8 protein-coding genes are annotated in these 19209 nt (G+C 71.8%); all 8 read left to right on the top strand.

Annotation, left to right across the window (positions count from 1 at the left end; genetic code table 11):
- Positions 1 to 639: beta-ketoacyl reductase (locus ACIBX3_RS53930; RefSeq protein ID WP_397128586.1), on the top strand; the 639-nt coding region annotated here is incomplete at its 5' end.
- A gap of 26 nt (positions 640 to 665) precedes the next feature.
- The gene (locus tag ACIBX3_RS53925) at positions 666 to 1487 is read left to right on the top strand and encodes a hypothetical protein (RefSeq protein ID WP_397128585.1); all 822 of its coding nucleotides are present in this window, start codon (positions 666 to 668) and stop codon (positions 1485 to 1487) included.
- A 2-nt stretch (positions 1488 to 1489) separates the two neighbouring features.
- Positions 1490 to 4585, top strand: coding sequence for an amino acid adenylation domain-containing protein (locus tag ACIBX3_RS53920; RefSeq protein WP_397128584.1), 3096 nt, complete (start codon positions 1490 to 1492; stop codon positions 4583 to 4585).
- A 185-nt stretch (positions 4586 to 4770) separates the two neighbouring features.
- Positions 4771 to 10959: an amino acid adenylation domain-containing protein gene (locus ACIBX3_RS53915; RefSeq protein WP_397128583.1), complete on the top strand. Its 6189-nt coding sequence runs from the start codon at positions 4771 to 4773 to the stop codon at positions 10957 to 10959.
- Positions 10956 to 16328: an amino acid adenylation domain-containing protein gene (locus ACIBX3_RS53910; RefSeq protein WP_397128582.1), complete on the top strand. Its 5373-nt coding sequence runs from the start codon at positions 10956 to 10958 to the stop codon at positions 16326 to 16328. Before ACIBX3_RS53915 ends, ACIBX3_RS53910 begins: the two co-directional genes overlap by 4 nt.
- Positions 16325 to 17428 (top strand): saccharopine dehydrogenase NADP-binding domain-containing protein, encoded by a 1104-nt coding sequence (locus tag ACIBX3_RS53905; protein ID WP_397128581.1) that lies wholly within the window; start codon positions 16325 to 16327, stop codon positions 17426 to 17428. Before ACIBX3_RS53910 ends, ACIBX3_RS53905 begins: the two co-directional genes overlap by 4 nt.
- A complete protein-coding gene (locus ACIBX3_RS53900; RefSeq protein WP_397128580.1) occupies positions 17425 to 18459 on the top strand; it encodes a Gfo/Idh/MocA family oxidoreductase in 1035 nt (344 codons plus the stop codon). Before ACIBX3_RS53905 ends, ACIBX3_RS53900 begins: the two co-directional genes overlap by 4 nt.
- Positions 18456 to 19199, top strand: coding sequence for a thioesterase II family protein (locus tag ACIBX3_RS53895; protein WP_397128579.1), 744 nt, complete (start codon positions 18456 to 18458; stop codon positions 19197 to 19199). The genes ACIBX3_RS53900 and ACIBX3_RS53895 overlap by 4 nt, the downstream gene beginning before the upstream one ends.
- Positions 19200 to 19209 lie beyond the last annotated feature (10 nt).

The following is a 19209-nucleotide window of genomic DNA, read 5'->3' as shown; positions in this document are numbered from 1 at the left end:
GCGGGCGTTCAGCCGTTGTCCGTCGAGGACGGGCTGGCCCTGTTCGACACCGCCGTATCGTCCGGCCGGGCCGTGCTGATCCCCGCACGATTCGCCCGGACTAGGACCAAGGTCCGCCGCGGCCGCCCCACCCAGGGGCTGGCGGAACGGCTCGCCGCGATGGACCAGGACCAGCGGCGGGCCGCGCTGTCCGACCTGGTCAAGGGCCAGGTGGCCGCCGTGCTCGGCTTCGCCGACGAGTCGGCGATCGAGTCGCGGCGCCTCTTCCAGGACCTCGGCTTCGACTCGCTGACGGCGGTCGAGCTCCGCAATCAGATCAACGCGGCCACGGGGCTGCGGCTCCCGGCCACGCTCATCTTCGACTACCCGACTCCCCACGACCTGACGCGTTTCGTACTGGAGCAGCTCTTCCCGGCCGCCGCGGCCGCGGAGCCCGACGTGTCCCGAAGCGACACCGAGGTACGCCGGCTCCTGACCACCATCCCGATCTCCCGGCTGCGTGCGGCCGGGCTGCTGGAAAGCCTGTTCAGCCTGGCCGGCCCGGATGAGGACGGAGAGATGAACGGCAGGACCGAGGAGATCGACACCATGGACACCGACCTCCTGATTCAGCTCGCCCTCGAGGGCGGGAGTTCCTAGGCAGAACGCCGATCAAAGGAATGATTATGACCCTGGTAACCACTTGGACGACGCTCAACGAATCCGACTCGGCGGACCTGGTGCTCTGCGTGGACTTCACCGAGACCGGCCGGGCGGAGGCCGGCTTCCCCGATCTGGTGCGGAATCTGGACTACGACGCGACTTTCTGGCACGTGCACCCGCCCGCCGTGGCGCCCGGTTCCGACGTTGACGGAGCCGACTATGTCCGTTCCTGGATCGAGCCCATCAAGGAGAGCGGCCGCAAGGTGCACGCGGTCATGGGCTACTGCGTGGGCGCCGTGTACGCGGCCGAGCTGGTCGACCTGCTGGCCGAGCTGCAGGGCAAGGCGCCGAAGCTCATCGTGTTCGACCCGGAGCCCACGAGCCTGGAGAACGTCTATTTCCAGTTCGGCAAGGTCTTCGGAATCCTCTCTTCGATTCTCAGCGAGGAGGACGTGGCCCAAACACGGGAGACCATGGACCGGCTGCTGCAGGTCGAGGGGATCACGGTGGAGGGCTACGCGGCCCAGCTGTACGCGGCCTTCCGCGATGTCGGTCACAACGCGTTCGAAAGGGCCGGTTTCGACGTCGAGTACTCCGAGGAGATGTGGGAGACGCTGGGCGCCTTCCTGTCCTTCCTGACCTACGCCGATCACCTCGACCCCTGGGAGGGCTGGCGGAGCGCCGCCGCGGTGACCTCCTCCAATCCGCGCAACGGCCTCAACCGCATGCGCGAAGCCGGACGCGACAACGTGGTCGCCGAAGAGCTCACGTTCACCGAGGGTCACGACGTGCTGCTCACGTCCGGCGATGTCGCCCGGGCCGTCACCAAGCTGCTGGAGAGATGATTATGGAGCAAGTGCTGAGCCAGCGCGCCGCTCGCAAGGAGCAGGCGCTGTGGATGCTGGAGGAGTTCGTCCCCGGTACGGGGGTCAACAACCTGGGCGTGGCGTTCAGCGTGGCGGGCCGGGCGAGCCGTCCCCTCATGCTGGAGGTGATCAACCGCCTGATGTGCCGCCACGAGGTCCTGCGTACGGTCTTCCGCATCGACACCGATGGGATGACGCGTGAGGTCGTGCCGCCCGAGGAGGCCGGGCTGCGGTTCGAGGAAGGCGGTCCGGGCGCCGGGCGGGAGTGGCTGACGGAGTTCGTCGCGCGGCCGTTCCAGCCGGACGGCGGGCTGCTGGTCCGCGCCGCCGTCCTGGAGGAGGAGGCGGGCGAGGTCTACTGCCTGGCCATCCACCACGCGATCTTCGACGGCCTGTCGTCGGCGCTGCTGATGAACGAGCTCGTCGCGCTCTACAACGCCCTGACGTCGGGCGAGTCGCCGCCCCGGGAGATCGTACCGGCGTGGGAGGAGCCGGAGCCCGCGCCCGTCAGCGGCGAGTTCTGGCGCGAGAAGCTGGACGGATTCCACGCCGGCGACCTGGACTTGTGGTGCGAGCAGCCGGAGGCGTCGCAGACCTCCCTCGTGGGCGATGTGATCAACTGGGAGCTGTCGCCCGCCGCCCGCAACGCGGCCCGGCAGATGCAGCGCGACCTGCGGGCACCCGAGTCGGTCGTCCTCCTGGCCGCCTACGGCGTGCTGCTCGCCGCCCACGGCGCGGGCCCCGACCTCACCGTCGGCTCGCCGGTCAGCGTCCGGACGCCCGAGGCCGCCACCCGCATCGGCTACCACATCAACGTGCTCACGCTGCGTACGCGGGTGCACTGGGCGAACACCTTCCGCACGTACGCGCGGGTCGTCCGGCGCACGTTCATGGAGGCCATGTCGCACGCCGACTATCCGGTCGACGACCTCCTGGAGATCGTGCCCCGCGACGGCTGGCGCAACAACCTGTTCCGGCACACCTTCAACTACGTCCCCGCCGACCTCACCTCCACGTTCACGCTGGGCGGCCTGAGCGCCGAGCAGTTGGTGATCGAGAACGGTTTCAGTAAGTTCGACCTGGAGTTCTTCGTCACGTCCACCCCGGACGCCATCAAGATCAGGACCGCGTTCTGCCTGGACGTGTTCGACCGGGCCGACGTGGAGCTGATGCTGGCCCGCTTCGACGAGCTGCTCGTCACGCTCGCGGAGGAATCCGACACGCCGCTCTCGGACGTCCTCGTCTGGTGCCACCGGGACCGGGCGGCCATCGAGATGGCCAACGCCACGGAACGCACCGTGTCGCCCGCGACCGTGCTGGAGCGGATCGCCCGCCGGGTCTCGGCCGCACCCCAGGAAGACGGCGATCTCCCACAGGACGGCGGCGCGGTGCTCGACGGCGAGCGCCGCGTCGGCCTGCGCAGGCTGTGGGCCGCCGCCGAGGCCACTCGCGACGCCCTGGAGGCCGTCGGCGTGAACAGGGGCGACGTCGTCGCGCTGCTCGCGCGGCGCGGTCCCGAACTGGCCGCGGCGGCGCTCGGCGTGTGGCTCGCCGGGGCGGCGTACCTGCCGCTCGAACCCGACCACCCCCAGCAGCGCCTCGACTACCAGCTCGACGACGCGGGCGCCGCCGTGGTCCTCGCGGGCGAGGGGATAACCGTCTCCGGCGACCGCACGGTGCTGCCGCTCGTGCCCGTGGACTCGGTGACGCCGATCGCCGGGACGGTCGCGCCGTTCACCGTCAGGCCGGAGGACTGCGCGTACCTGATCTACACCAGCGGCTCCACCGGGCTCCCGAAGGGGACCCTGATCGACCACTACAGCCTGGCCAACCTGATCGCGCACTTCGCGCACCAGCTGGCGGTGGGCCCGCAGGACACCGTGCTGTGGCTGACCACGTTCAGCTTCGACATCTCCATGCTGGAGCTGTTCATGCCCCTGGCGACGGGCGCGCGGCTGGCCGTCGCGCCGGACGACGCGCGCACTCAGGGCGAGCCGCTCGCCGAGGCCCTGCGACGGTACGACGTCACCGTCGCCCAGGCCACCCCGACCACCTGGCGCATGGTGATCGACCAGGTCGCGGACCTGCTGGCCGGCCGCCGTGTGCTCTGCGGCGGCGAACCGATGCCACCCGTCCTGGCCAAGCGGCTGACCGCGACCGGGTGCGAGCTCTACAACGTGTACGGTCCCACGGAGACCACGATCTGGTCCACCGCCGGCCGGATCGACCCCGCCGCGGACCGCGTGGACGTGGGCGTGCCGATCGCCAACACCAAGGTGTACGTGTCCGCCCCCGACGGCCACCCGCTGCCGGTCGGGGTCCGCGGCGAGCTGTGCATCGCAGGCGACGGGGTGGCCATCGGCTACCACGACCGTCCGGAGCTGACCGCGGAGCGGTTCGGCGAGCACCCCCTGTACGGCCGGTTCTACCGTACGGGCGACCTCGCGCAGTGGACGTCCGACGGCAAGCTGGAGATCCTCGGCAGGCTCGACCGCCAGATCAAGCTACGCGGCAACCGGATCGAGCTCGCCGAGGTCGAGAACGTGCTGCTGACCCACCCGGACGTCCGGGCCGCCGCGGTCGTGGTCGTCGGCGACCCCAGCGCCGACGCGGTCCTGTGGGCGTTCGTGGTGGCGCCGGAACGGCCCGAGGTCACCGTGGAGCTGTGGGAGCACGCGAGCGCGTCACTCCCGTACTCCGCGACCCCGCAGGAGTACGTGACCATCGACGCCTTCCCGATGACCGGCAACGACAAGGTCGACTACCCCGCACTCCGCCGCCTGGCTCTGGAGCTGCGCGACGCCCAGGCCGGCATCGAGGAGGCCGACATCCCGGCCGAGAGCGGGGACGCCCTGGTCGACTCCCTGGTGGCGCTGTGGAAGGCCATGCTCAACCGCAACGATCTCGGCCCGGCCAGCAACTTCTTCGCGCTCGGCGGGCACTCGCTGCTGGCGGTCAAGCTGCTGCAGGAGATCAAGCGGGAGACCAAGATCCGGCTCAAGCTGAAGGACATCTTCGAGGAGCCGACCCCGGCCGGGCTCGCCCGGAGGCTGCAGGCGGCCCTCGACAACGCCTGATAAGGGAGCGGAGCTCCCAAGCCAAGAGGTCCGCGGCCGGGTCCACCCCGGCCGCGGAAGCGACGTGAGTCTGCGGCAGCAGTGGAGAGGCGGGTTCTTTCGTGTTGGACAAAGTCGACGAAGTCTCGTTCGTGCCATCCCGGCGTTCCGGCCGCCCCGCCGCCTCGCCACCGACGCTCGACTCGATGCGCGCGGACATCGCGGGCCAGCTCGATCTCGACCCCGCCGCGGTCACGGACGACGCCGACCTGATCAGCCTCGGCCTCGACTCGCTGCGTGCCATGCGACTGGCCGGACGTTGGCGCCGCGCGGGAGCCCGCATCGTGTTCGCCGAGCTGGCGACGGAGTTCACGCTCGCGGCCTGGTGGTCGCTGGTCCGCTCGCGGCTGTCCGGCGCCGACGTACCCGCGGAGCCGGAGCCGGAGCCGGACGTGGACGAGGCGGCGCCGTTCCCGCTCACCCCGGTCCAGCTGGCTTACTGGATCGGGCGGGGCGACGGACAGGTCATCGGGGGCGTAGGCTGCCACGCCTACCTGGAGTTCGACGGCCCGGGCATCGATCCCGCCAGGCTGGAGCAGGCCGTCCGCGCGCTGATCGAGCGGCACGGCATGCTGCGCGCGATCTTCCATGACGACGGCACCCAGCAGATCATGGACACCAGCCCCTGGCCGGGCCTGACCGTCAACGACCTGTCGGAGCTCGGCGAGGACGCCGCCTCGAGCCTCAGGGAACGGCTCTCGCACCGCCGCTTCGACGCCTCCAAGGGCGAGGTGTTCGACATTCAGCTGTCGCTGCTGCCCGGCGGGCGCACAAGGGTCCATTTCGAGGTGGATTTCCTGGTCGCCGACGTGCTCGGCCTGCAGATCCTGCTGAAGGACCTGGCCCAGCTCTACCTCGGCCGGCCGCTTCCCAGCCTGTCCTACTCGTTCCCCCGCTACCTGGCCGCCCGCCAGACCGAACGCGCGGCGCGGCGCGCCCGTGACCAGGAGTACTGGCGCGCCAGGCTGGACGAGCTGCCCGGCGCGCTCCAGCTGCCCCTAGCCGTGGAACCCGGCCGGATCACCCGGCCCAGGTTCGTCCGCCGCGAGCGGTGGCTGCCCGTGGACTCGTGGCGGCGCATCCAGGAGCGGGCACGCGCGTACGGGCTGACCCCGGCGATGGTGCTGGCCGCCGCCTACAGCGAGGTGCTCGCGGCCTGGAGCGGCGAGTCGCGCTTCCTGCTCAACCTGCCGCTGTTCGACCGGGACGACACCGTCCATCCCGACGTGGCCCACCTGGTCGCCGACTTCACCAACCTGATCCTGCTGGCCGCCGACCTGTCGGAGCCGCAGCCGTTCGCCGACCGCGCCCGCGCCCTGCAGGCCCGCTTCCGCGCCGACGCCCGGCACACCGGGTATTCCGGCGTCGACGTGCTGCGGGACCTCGCCCGCAACGGGGAGCACACCGGAGCTCCGGTGGTGTTCGCCTGCAACCTGGGCACCGACCTGATCGCCCCCGAGGTACGCGAGGCCTTCGGCGCGCCTGGGTGGATGATCACGCAGACCCCGCAGGTCTGGCTCGACCACCAGATCAACGAGTACGACCACGGGCTCCATCTGGCTTGGGACGCGGTGGAGGAGCTGTTCGCGCCCGGGGTGCTGGACGCGATGTTCGAGGTGTACGGGGGGTTGCTGGAGTGGCTGGCGGAGGGGGACTGGTCGGTCGCCGCTCCGGTGCGGCTGCCTGACAGCCAGGCGGTGGTGCGGGAGCGGGTGAACGACACGCGAGGGCCGTTGCCGGAGGGGGTGCTTCACGAGGGGTTCTTCGCGTGGGCGGGGCGTGAGCCGGGTCGTGTGGCGTTGATCGCCGGCGATCGGACGGTGTCGTATGGGGAGTTGGCGGATCGGGCGCTTGAGGTGGCGGGCTGTCTGGAGATTGCGCCTGGTGATGCGGTGGGTGTGGTGTTGCCCAAGGGGCCGGATCAGATCGCGGCTGTGCTGGGGATCTTGGCGGCCGGGGGTGTGTATGTCCCGGTCGGGGTGGATCAACCGGTGGCCAGGCGTGAGCGCATTCTGTCGCGGGCTGGCGTGCGTGAGGTGTTGACGGAGCTGCCGAGCGCAGGGCGGCCGTTGTCGGGTCCGGTGGCGGTGTCGCCGGAGATGTCGGCTTATGTGATCTTCACGTCGGGTTCGACTGGGGAGCCGAAGGGTGTGGAGGTCGCTCATGGGGCGGCGCTGAACACGGTGGTGGATATCAACGGGCGTTTCGGGGTCGGCCCGGACGATCGGGTGCTGGCGGTCTCGGCGCTGGACTTCGATTTGTCGGTGTTCGACATTTTCGGGCTGTTGTCGGCGGGCGGTGCGCTGGTGTTGCCTGAGGAAGGCGAGCGGCGTGATGCCCAGCGTTGGGCGGAGTTGTGCGCGGCGCATGGGGTGACGGTCTGGAACAGCGTGCCGACGCTGCTGGACATGCTGTTGACCGTGGCCGAGCCGCCGCTGCGTCTGGCGTTGGTGTCGGGCGATTGGGTGGGCCTGGATCTGCGGGCCCGGTTGTCGGGTCGGCTGGTGGCGTTGGGTGGTGCGACGGAGGCGGCGATCTGGTCCAACGCCTTCGAGGTTGATCACATCCCGGCGCACTGGACGTCCATCCCCTACGGTTTCCCTCTCCGCAACCAGCGCTACCGAGTAGTCGATGTGCGAGGAAGGGACTGCCCGGACTGGGTGCCGGGGGAGTTGTGGATCGGTGGTGCCGGGGTCGCCAAGGGCTACCGGGGTGATCCGGAGACCACGGCGGCGAAGTTCGTCGATGGCTGGTATCGCACCGGCGATCTGGGCCGCTATTGGCCGGATGGCACGCTGGAGTTCCTGGGCCGGGCCGATCACCAGGTCAAGATCCGGGGCCACCGCATCGAGCTGGGCGAGATCGAGGCCGCGCTGGAGGCCCACCCCCAGGTCACCCGGGCAGTCGCCCTGGCGGTCGGCGACCGGCGGCAACGCAGGCTGGCCGCCTTCGTCACCCCTTCCCAGGTGGACGGCCTGAAGACGTTCCTGGAGGACCGTCTCCCCGGCTACGCGATCCCACCCACGATCACCACCCTGGACCACCTGCCCCTCACCGCCAACGGCAAGATCGACAGAAGTGCGCTCGTCGCCCTCGTCGCCGACGCCCCGGAAAGCACCGCGCACGAGCCGCCCATCGGCACGGCCGAGACCGTGCTCGCCACCATCTGGGCCGACCTGCTCGACCTCCCAGCCGTACAACGCACGGACAACTTCTTCACCCTCGGCGGCGACTCCCTGCTCGCCACCCGCATGATCGCCCGGCTACGCGCGGAAGGCGTTTCCGACGCCAAGCTCAGCCTGCTGTTCCAGACGCCGGTGCTGGCCGACTTCGCGGCCACCTTCACCGTTGGACAGGCGGCTCCGCCCACCCCTGCGCTGACGCCGGACATCGAGCACCGGCACGACCCGTTCCCGCCCACGGAGGTGCAGCGGGCCTACTGGCTCGGCCGGGCCGAGCACTTCACGCTGGGCGGCGTCGGCTGCCACTTCTACACCGAGTTCGACGGCGACATCGACCTCGACCGGCTGGAAACGGCCTGGAACCTGCTGATCGAGCGCCACGAGATGCTGCGCGCGGTCTTCGACCCCGACGGGCTCCAGCGCATCCTGCCCGAGGTGCCGCGCTTCACCATCGCCGCCGCCGACAGCGTCGAGCAGTTGCGCGAGCAGATGTCGCATCAAGTGCTCGACGTGTCCACCTGGCCGCTGTTCGACGCGCGGGCCGTCCGCCACGACGGCCGCGTACGGCTCGGCATCAGCTTCGACAACATCATCGTCGACGCGCTGAGCATGATGATCTTCCTTGCCGAACTCGACCAGCTCTACCACGACCCCACCACTGTCCTCCCCCCGATCGAGGTGTCGTTCCGCGACTATGTGCTCGCGCAGAACCCCGATCCCGCCGTCTTCGAAACCGCACAGGCCTACTGGGCCGACCGGCTGCCCGAGCTGCCGCCCGCTCCCCAGTTGCCGCTCCGTGTCGACCCCGCCATGATCGGCCGGCCGCGGTTCGCCCGCCGCGAGCTCCGGCTGCCCGCTGAACGGTGGCGCGCCATCACCGAGGTGGCGCGGCAGCACGAGCTGACCCCCGCCACGGTGCTGGCGACCGCCTTCGGTGAGGTCCTGAGCAGGTGGAGCGCCCAGGAGGCGCTGACGCTCAACCTCACGCTGTTCGACCGGCGCGAGGTCCATCCCGACATCCACCGCGTGCTCGGCGACTTCACCTCGCTCCTGCTCGTCGGCTACCGCCCGGGCGGCACCTGGCTGGACGGCGCGCGCCGGCTGCAGGAAGAGGTGTGGAACGGCCTGGAGCACGGCGAGGTCTCGGCGGTCTGGGTGATGCGCGAGCTGGCCAGGCGGTCGGCCGCGATCGAGATGACCATGCCGGTGGTGTTCACCAGCACGCTCGGCGTCACCGGTGAGGGCGCGTACGGGCTCTCGTTCGCCGAACCCGTCTGGGGTGTGTCACAGACCCCGCAGGTCTGGCTGGACAGTCAGGTGGGGGAGGTGGACGGCGAACTCCTGGTCCGGTGGGACGCGGTGGAGGAGCTGTTCGCGCCCGGGGTGCTGGACGCGATGTTCGAGGTGTACGGGGGGTTGCTGGAGTGGCTGGCGGAGGGGGACTGGTCGGTCGCCGCTCCGGTGCGGCTGCCTGACAGCCAGGCGGTGGTGCGGGAGCGGGTGAACGACACGCGAGGGCCGTTGCCGGAGGGGGTGCTTCACGAGGGGTTCTTCGCGTGGGCGGGGCGTGAGCCGGGTCGTGTGGCGTTGATCGCCGGCGATCGGACGGTGTCGTATGGGGAGTTGGCGGATCGGGCGCTTGAGGTGGCGGGCTGTCTGGAGATTGCGCCTGGTGATGCGGTGGGTGTGGTGTTGCCCAAGGGGCCGGATCAGATCGCGGCTGTGCTGGGGATCTTGGCGGCCGGGGGTGTGTATGTCCCGGTCGGGGTGGATCAACCGGTGGCCAGGCGTGAGCGCATTCTGTCGCGGGCTGGCGTGCGTGAGGTGTTGACGGAGCTGCCGAGCGCAGGGCGGCCGTTGTCGGGTCCGGTGGCGGTGTCGCCGGAGATGTCGGCTTATGTGATCTTCACGTCGGGTTCGACTGGGGAGCCGAAGGGTGTGGAGGTCGCTCATGGGGCGGCGCTGAACACGGTGGTGGATATCAACGGGCGTTTCGGGGTCGGCCCGGACGATCGGGTGCTGGCGGTCTCGGCGCTGGACTTCGATTTGTCGGTGTTCGACATTTTCGGGCTGTTGTCGGCGGGCGGTGCGCTGGTGTTGCCTGAGGAAGGCGAGCGGCGTGATGCCCAGCGTTGGGCGGAGTTGTGCGCGGCGCATGGGGTGACGGTCTGGAACAGCGTGCCGACGCTGCTGGACATGCTGTTGACCGTGGCCGAGCCGCCGCTGCGTCTGGCGTTGGTGTCGGGCGATTGGGTGGGCCTGGATCTGCGGGCCCGGTTGTCGGGTCGGCTGGTGGCGTTGGGTGGTGCGACGGAGGCGGCGATCTGGTCCAACGCCTTCGAGGTTGATCACATCCCGGCGCACTGGACGTCCATCCCCTACGGTTTCCCTCTCCGCAACCAGCGCTACCGAGTAGTCGATGTGCGAGGAAGGGACTGCCCGGACTGGGTGCCGGGGGAGTTGTGGATCGGTGGTGCCGGGGTCGCCAAGGGCTACCGGGGTGATCCGGAGACCACGGCGGCGAAGTTCGTCGATGGCTGGTATCGCACCGGCGATCTGGGCCGCTATTGGCCGGATGGCACGCTGGAGTTCCTGGGCCGGGCCGATCACCAGGTCAAGATCCGGGGCCACCGCATCGAGCTGGGCGAGATCGAGGCCGCGCTGGAGGCCCACCCCCAGGTCACCCGGGCAGTCGCCCTGGCGGTCGGCGACCGGCGGCAACGCAGGCTGGCCGCCTTCGTCACCCCTTCCCAGGTGGACGGCCTGAAGACGTTCCTGGAGGACCGTCTCCCCGGCTACGCGATCCCACCCACGATCACCACCCTGGACCACCTGCCCCTCACCGCCAACGGCAAGATCGACAGAAGCGCACTGGCCGCACAACCGGACCCATTGCCGGACGACGACGACCCCCCACGCCCAGGCCTGGAACAACAGCTGGCCGACCTCTGGGCCGAACTCCTGGAGATCCCGTCCCCCGGCCGCGGCCAGAGCTTCTTCACCCTCGGCGGCGACTCCTTGCTCGCCACCCGCTTCGCCGAGCTGGCCCGGCGGCGGCTCGGCGTGGAGCTGTCGCTGCGCCGCTTCTTCACCACCCCCACCATCGCGGACTGCGCCGAGGCGATCGGCCTGACGGAGGAAGGCGTGCTATGACCCAGGCACCAGCCGTACGAGAGCTGATCGCCGACATGGAGGCGGCAGGCATCCGGCTGTGGGAGGACGACGGCAGCCTCCGCTTCCGCGCGCCCAGCGGAGCCCTGACCGAGGAGCGGCGCGCGGCACTGGTCGGCGCCAAGCCTGAGATCATCGCGCACCTGCGCCGCGAGTCCGCGGCCGAGACCGTGCGCCCGGACCCCGCCCGTCGCCTCGACCCGTTCCCGCTGACCGACGTCCAGCAGGCCTACCTGCTCGGCCGCAACGACGCCTTCGGCTACGGAGGGGTCGCCTGCCACGGCTACGTCGAGGTCGCCTTCCCCAGACTCGACCCGGAGCGGGTCCAAGCCGCCTGGCGCACCCTGATCGGCCGCCACGACATGCTCCGCGCCGTGATCCATCCCGACGGCCACCAAGAGGTGCTGGCCGAGGTCCCCGGCTACGAGGTACGCGTGGCCGACCTCCGCGGCGCCGACCCGGAGGAGCGGCTCGCCGCCATCCGCGAGGAGATGGCGCACACGGTCTACCCGGCGGGCGCCTGGCCGCTGTTCGAGCTGCGGATCTCTCTCACCGACCGGGGCGCGCTCCTGCACGCCTCGATCGACCTGCTGATCGCCGACTACGTCAGCATCCAGCTCCTGCTCGCCGAGCTGCACCTGCTGCACGACGACCCCGGCGCGAACCTGCCGCCGATACCGGTGAGCTTCCGCGACTGCGTTCTGGCCCTGCGCGCGCAGCGCGAGAGCGGCCGGTACGACCGGGACCGCGCCTACTGGCAGGCACGGATGGACGACCTGCCGCCCGCGCCCGAGCTGCCCGCGCTCGGCCAGGACGCGGACCCGCGGTTCGAACGCTGGGAGAGCAGGGTGGAGCCGGAGGAGTGGGCGCGGCTGCGGGAACGGGCCGCCGTGGCCGGCACCACGCCGTCGCAGGCCGTGCTGGCCGCCTACGCCGAGGTCATCGGGCGGTGGAGCCGCAGGCCCAGGTTCACGCTCAACCTGACGCTGCTCGACCGTCCGCCGCTGCACCCCCAGATCGACCGGGTCGTGGGCGACTTCACCACGCTCAACCTGCTCGCCGTCGACACCACGCCGGACGCCCCCTTCGCCGACCGCGCCCGCGCCATCGGCAGGCAGCTCTTCGCCGACATGGAGCACCGCCGCCACGGCGGCGTCGAGGTCATCCGCGAGCTGGCCCGCCGGCGCGGCCGCGACGCCGCGCTGATGCCGGTGGTGTTCACCAGCGCCGTCGGCCTCGGCCAGGACGACGCCGAGCACGGGACGCCCGAGTACGGCATCAGCCAGACGCCCCAGGTGTGGATCGACTGCCAGATCAAGGAGCACCGCGGCGCGCTGCTGGTCAACTGGGACGTGCGCGCGGGTGTGTTCCCCGATGGGCTCGTGGACGACATGTTCGCCGCCTTCACCGCGCTCCTGCGCGACCTGACCGCCGGTGAGACGTGGGCGTCGGCGTCCCCCGTCCCGCTTCCCGCCCCGCAGGCGCACCGCCGGGCCCTGGCCAACGCCACCGCCGCGCCGCTCCCCGACGGGTTGCTGCACGACGAGGTGGTGGCCCAGGCCCGCCGCACGCCGGAACGCACTGCCGTCATCAGCGAAGCGGGCGCGATCACGTACGGCGAACTGCTGGACCGCGCGACGGCGGTGGCGCACGCGCTGCACGAGGCGGGGCACACGCCGGGCGAGATCGTCGCCGTGGTCATGGACAAGGGCGTCGAACAGGTCGTGGCCGTGCTCGGCACGCTGCTGGCCGGCGGCGCGTACCTCCCCGTGGACACCGGGCAGCCGCCGGCGCGCCGCGACCGCATCCTCGCCGACGCCTCGGCCCGCCTGGTCCTCACGCAGTCCTGGCGCGCCGAGGACGGCTGGATCGCGGTCGACACGCTCCCACCGGCAGCGCAGGTCCCATCGGCCCTGCGGCATCCCGACGACCTGGCGTACGTCATCTACACCTCGGGCTCGACCGGCGTGCCCAAGGGCGTGATGATCTCCCACCGGGCCGCCCGCAACACCATCGACGACATCAACGCCCGCTTCGAGATCGGCGCGGACGACCGCGTGCTCGGACTGGCCAACCTCGGATTCGACCTGTCGGTCTACGACGTCTTCGGAACGCTCGCCACCGGCGCCGCCCTCGTGCTGCCCGGCCCGGCCCGCAGGGGAGATCCCGCCCATTGGGCCGAGCTCGCCGCCGGGCACGGGGTCACGGTGTGGAACTCGGTGCCCGCGCAGCTCCAGATGCTCCAGCACTACCTGGATGCCGAGCCCCGGGCGGAGCTGCCCGCGCTGCGGCTGGCGATGCTGTCGGGCGACTGGATCCCGGTGGCGCTGCCCGGCCAGATCCGCCGCCGGATCCCCGGGCTGGACGTGATCAGCCTGGGCGGGGCGACGGAGGCCGCGATCTGGTCCATCCACCACCGCGTCGAGGAGCCGCTGCCCGGCTGGGTGAGCGTCCCGTACGGCACGCCGTTGGCCAACCAGACCTTCCATGTGCTCGACGCCGCCGGGCGGTCCTGCCCCGACTGGGTGCCGGGAGAGCTGCACATCGGCGGCGCCGGCGTGGCGATCGGCTACCTCGGCGACGCGGCCAAGACCGCCGAGCGCTTCGTCGAGCACGCCGGCGAACGCCTCTACCGCACCGGCGACCTCGGCCGCTACCGGCCCGGCGGCGTCATCGAGTTCCTCGGCAGGGAGGACTCACAGGTCAAGATCCGCGGCCATCGGATCGAGCTGGCCGAGGTGGAGACCGCGCTGCAGGCGCACCCGGCGGTCGCGGCCGGCGCCGTGATCGTCGACGGCGACCGGGCGCTCGAACGCCGCCTCATCGGCTTCGCGCAGGCCGTGCAGAAGGAAGAAGACCAGGACGACGCGCCCGACGTCGCCGCCGCGGCCCAGGCGGCGGCCCGCGCGGCCATCGACGGCGTCGACCTGCCGCGCGTGGTGGCGGTCGCCGAGACGCTCGACGAGATCGCGCTCACCTCGATGGCGGCGGCGCTGCGTACGGGCGGGCTGTTCACCGGCGCGGACAGCGCACACGACCTGGCGGAGATCCTGGACACCGCGCGGGTCGCGCCCGGCCACCACCGGCTGGTCCGGCGCTGGCTCACCGCGCTGCACGAGCGCGGGCTGCTCGACCGCGACGCCGCGGGCCGGTACCGGAACCTGCGCGGAAGCGCCGGCGTGGAGCGGCTCTGGGCGCGGGTCGAGAGCCTCGCCGACGGGCTCGACTACGGAGCCGAGCTGATCAGCTTCCTGCGGGTCAGCACCACGCACCTGCCCGAGCTGATGCGCGGCGAGCTCGACGCCCGCGCGCTGCTGTTCCCCGAGGGCGAGCTGGAGACCGCCGAAGGCGCGTACAAGGACAACGTCCTCAGCAGGTACGTCAACCGCATCGTGCGCGCCGTGCTCGGCCGTGTCGCCGAGCAGTACACCGGCGGGCCGCTCCGCGTCCTGGAGGCCGGCGCGGGCGTGGGCGGAACCAGCGCCGAGCTGATCCCCGAGCTGGCCGGACACCACGTCGACTACCTGTTCACCGACCTGTCGAAGTTCTTCCTCGACCAGGCGGCCGAACGCTTCGCCGGCCATCCGTGGGTGCGGTACGGCCTGTTCGACATCAACGCCGACTACCGCGCCCAGGGCTACGAGCCCAACTCCTTCGACGTCATCCTGTGCGCCAACGTCCTGCACAACTCCCACGACGCCGCCGCCGTGCTGGCCAGGTTCCGCGAGCTGCTCGCGCCCGGGGGCTGGCTGGTGTTCATCGAGACCACCCGCGAGCACGTGCAGATCATGAGCTCGATGGAGTTCCTGATGAACCCGCACGACTACGCCGACGTGCGGCAGGGCCGCGACCGTACGTTCATCGCCCGGGAGGAGTGGCTCGAGCTGCTGGAGGCGGCCGGCGCCCGCACCCTGGCCTGCCTGCCGGAGCCGGCCGATCCGCTGGCCTCGCTCGGGCAGTGCGTCTTCGCCGCCCGCTTCCCCGCCGACCGGGAACGCCTCGACCTCGCCGGGCTGCGGGCGTTCCTCGCCGAACGGCTGCCCGACTACATGATCCCCTCCCACGTCCAGGTGGTGGACCGGCTGCCGCTGACCGACAACGGCAAGATCGACCGGGCGGAGCTGCGTTCCCTGCTGCCCCGTACGGCCGGCGAGAGCGTGGCGGCCGGCGAGGAACCGCGAGACGACCTCGAACGGCGGCTCGCCACGCTCTGGGCCGACCTTCTCGGCCTGCCGCGGATCGGCAGGGACCAGGACTTCTTCGCGCTGGGCGGCGACTCGCTGCTGGTCACCCGGCTCGCCGGGCGGATCCGCGAGGACCTGCCCGAGGCGCACGACCTCTACTGGGACAGCTTGGTCCGCCAGATCGTCAACCAGCCCACCGTCGCCGCGCTGGCCGCCCATCTCCGCCAGGCCCGCGACGACCGCGACCGCGGCCGGCCCGCCGCCCCCGCCGGCCCGCTGATCCGCCTGGCCGGCGGCGAAGGCCCGGCGCGGGTGCTGCTCCACGACGGCACCGGCACCCTGACCCCCTACCGGGCGCTCGTACCGGAGCTGTCCGGTTCACCGCTGCTCGGCCTGGCGATCAACGATGCCCAGCGCTACCTGGAGCTGGCGCCCGAGGAGGCGGTGGACGCGCTGGCCGGCTCCTACGCCCGGCTCCTGCTCCAGGAACGCGCGACCAGCTACCACATCATCGGCTACTGCATGGGCGGGCTGATCGCCACCGAGGTCGCCCGCCGGCTCACCGAGAGCGGCGCGGTCGTCGCCGAGCTCACCGTCATCAGCAGCGCGCGCTTCCCGTACCGGATCGACGATCAGCTCATGCTGGAGTACGGCTTCGCCCAGGCCTGCGGCCTCGATCCGGCCCGGCTCGGCTACCCCGGCGAGGACCTGGCCAGAGCCCTGCACGCCGTGCTGGACTTGTCGCCCGGGCAGGTACGCGAAGGCAGCCTGGCCGCGCTCGCCGGCAGCGGCGACCACGGTCTGGCGGAGATCGGCCGCCGCTTCACCGCGCTGTCCGCCACCCCGCCGCCGCAACGGCTCGCGGCGCTGGCCGGCGGCCTCGGCCAGCCGGCCGAGCGGGTGGATCTCGCCTACCGGGTGTTCAAGCAGAGCTTCACCGCCGTCACCTGCTACGACCCCGAGCCGTACGCGGGGGACATCACGTTCCTGCGCCAGCGCGGCGTCACCAACCTCGTCCCGACCTTGCAGGACGACATGACCGGCTTCTGGCGCGACCTCTGCCTGGGCCTGCTCACCGTGCACGACATCGAGGGGGACCACTTCAGCTGCCTCGACCAGGCGCGCGCCCCAGGCGTGGCCGGCCTGATCACCGGGGTCCACGCATGATCGGCGTCCTCGGCGGCTACGGCGCGGTCGGCAGCACCACAGCCCGGCTGCTCACCGGCCGGGACGTCCGCGTCGGCGGCCGGGACGGCGCTGCGGCGCGCCGCTTCGTCCGCGACGCGCTGCGCGGGCAGGGCGAGGCCTGGCAGGTGGACGCCGACGACCCGGCCTCCCTGGCCCGGTTCTGCCGCGGTTGCCGCGTCGTCGTCAACTGCGCGGGCCCTTCCTACCTGCTCCAGGACCGAGTGGCCCGAGCCGCCCGCGCGGCGGGCGCCGACTACGTGGACGCGGCAGGCAACCCGGCCGCTTTCCCCGAACTGGCGCCTGGGGGGACCGGTAACGGCGCCGCGGATGGATGGGTGGCGGTGGTGGAGGCGGGCATGTTACCCGGGCTGACCGGCGTGCTGCCGCGTCATCTCGCCGCGCTCGCCGGCTCGGACAGCGGGCCGCTCCGGCTCGACGTCTACACCGGCGGTCTGGACCGGCTGACCCCCGCGGCCGCGGGCGACGTCATGCTCGTCGGTCAGGAGGAGCAAGGGGCCGCGCTGGCCGCGTGGCGCGGCGGCGGCAGGGTCGCCCGGGCCCTGACCCCCGCCCAAGACGTCGAGCTGCCGTACTTCCCCGGACCCGTCACCGCCTACCCCTACCTGAGCGCCGAGGCGGAGCGGGTGGCCGGCGATCTCGGGTTGGCGGAGGCCCGCTGGTACAACGTCATCACCGGCGACCGCATCCTGGCCACCGCCGCCACCGCGGCCTCCTCCGCCGGTCCCCCCCGTGCCGCCGGCCTGGCCCGCGCCGCCGAGCTCGAGTTAGCCGGACGCACCCCGTACTACGTCCTGCTCTTCCAGCTCAGCAGCCCGCAGCGCACCCGGACGCTCGCGCTGCGCACCGCCGACTCCTACGCGCTCACCGCCGCCGTCGTCGCCCACGCGACCACGGCCGTGCTGGAGGGCGGCATCCCACCGGGGGTTCACCACGCCGACGCCGTCCTCGACCCGGCGCGGATGCCGGCCGAACTGGACGCCGTGGCGACGATCGAGATCACCGACGGGCTGGCGCCCATCGACCTGACGGCGCCGGCGTTCGAGGAGGGCGCGCTGTGAAGCGGGTCGTGGTGTGCGGGACCAAGTTCGGCCAGATCTACCTGTCGGCCCTGCGGGAGGGCCCCATGAAACTGACCGGCATCCTCGCCCGCGGCGGCGCCCGCTCCGCCGCGTACGCCGAGCAGCATGGAGTGCCGCTGATCACCGACCCCGACCAGGTGCCCGACCTCGCCGACCTGGCCTGCGTGGTCGTACGGTCCGGCGTCGTCGGCGGCGAGGGCACCGAACTCGCCACCGCCCTGCTCGCCCGCGGCGTGCACGTGCTGCAGGAACACCCCATGCACGCCGACGAACTCGCCCGCTGCCTGCGCACCGCACGCGCCGCGCCCGCCGTCCACCACGTGAACACCCTGTACGTCCACCTTGACCCGGTACGCGAGTTCATCGCCACCGCCCGCCGCCTGTTCGAGCTCCAGCAGCCGCTCTACGTCGACGCCGCCTGCAGCGTCCACGTCGCCTATGCCCTGTTCGACATCCTCGGCCGCGCCCTGGGCGCGCTGCGCCCGTGGACGTTCACCGCCACCGCGCCGGGCGCGCCCTTCACCTGCCTCACCGGCACGATCGGCGGCGTCCCCCTGACCCTCCGGGTGCAGAACCAGATCGCGCCCAACGACCCCGACGCCCACCTGCACCTGCTGCACCGCATCACCGTGGGCGCGGAAGGCGGCAGCCTCACCCTGGTCAACACCCACGGCCCGCTCGTGTGGAGCCCCCGCATGTACGTCGGCCGCGACGCCGACGACCGGTTCGCCACCGGCGCCGACCACCTGCGCCTGCCCAGCGCCACCACCATCGGCCCCGCCCAGGCGCCCACCTTCCACGACATCGTCACGAAGCTGTGGCCCCAGGGCGTCAGGCGGGCGCTGACCGAGCTGCGCCGCGCGGCCGAGGAAGGGCAGGACCCGCTGCGCCAGGGCCAGTACTACCTGACGCTCAGCCGCCTCTGGCTGTCCGCCACCGCCGCGATCGGCCGGCCCGAGCTGCTGGTCCAGACGGCGCCCCAACCCCTCTCCGCCGCGGAGCTGTCATGAACTGGTTCCACTGCCACCAGCCCAGGCCGTACGCCGGGACACGGTTGTTCTGCTTCCCGCACGCCGGCGGCTCGGCGAGCTTCTACCGCGGCTGGCACCGGGACATGGCGCCCGCCATCGAGGTGCGCGCCGTGCAGTACCCGGGACGGGCCGACCGCCGCGCCGCCCCGCTCATCGACGACGCCCACCATCTGGCCAAGCTCATCACCGATGCGATGGCGCCCCTTCTCGACCGGCCGGTCGCGTTGTTCGGGCACAGCATGGGCGCGCTGCTCGCCTACGAGGTGGCACGCGAACTGGAGGCCAGGGGCCGGGGCGTGACGCACCTGTTCGCCTCGGGCCGGCACGCGCCCCACGAGCACCGCGCCGGCGACACGTACGAACGCTCCGACGACGAGCTGGTCGACGAGCTGGTCCGGCTCGGCGGCGTGGACCGGGAGCTCATGGCCGACCCGGAGATCCGGGAGCTGACCCTGCCCGCCGTACGCAACGACTACCGGGTGGACGAGACCTACCGGCACCGCCCGGGCGGCGTGCTCGCCTGCCCCGTCACCGTGCTGCTCGGCGCGGACGACCCCGAGGTGACCCCAGGACAGGCGGCCCGCTGGGGCGAGCTGACCAGGGACCGATGCGGCGTCCGGGTGCTGGACGGCGACCACTTCTATCTCGTGCCGCGGCAGGACGAGGTCATCGCGGCGCTGTCCCGCGCCGTCGCCATGACGTGGCTGTCCACGCCCTGAGGAAGGAGAA

It is taken from the genome of Nonomuraea sp. NPDC049480 (genome assembly GCF_044465905.1).
Lineage (GTDB): Bacteria > Actinomycetota > Actinomycetes > Streptosporangiales > Streptosporangiaceae > Nonomuraea.
This window is presented reverse-complemented; position numbering and strand designations above follow the sequence as displayed.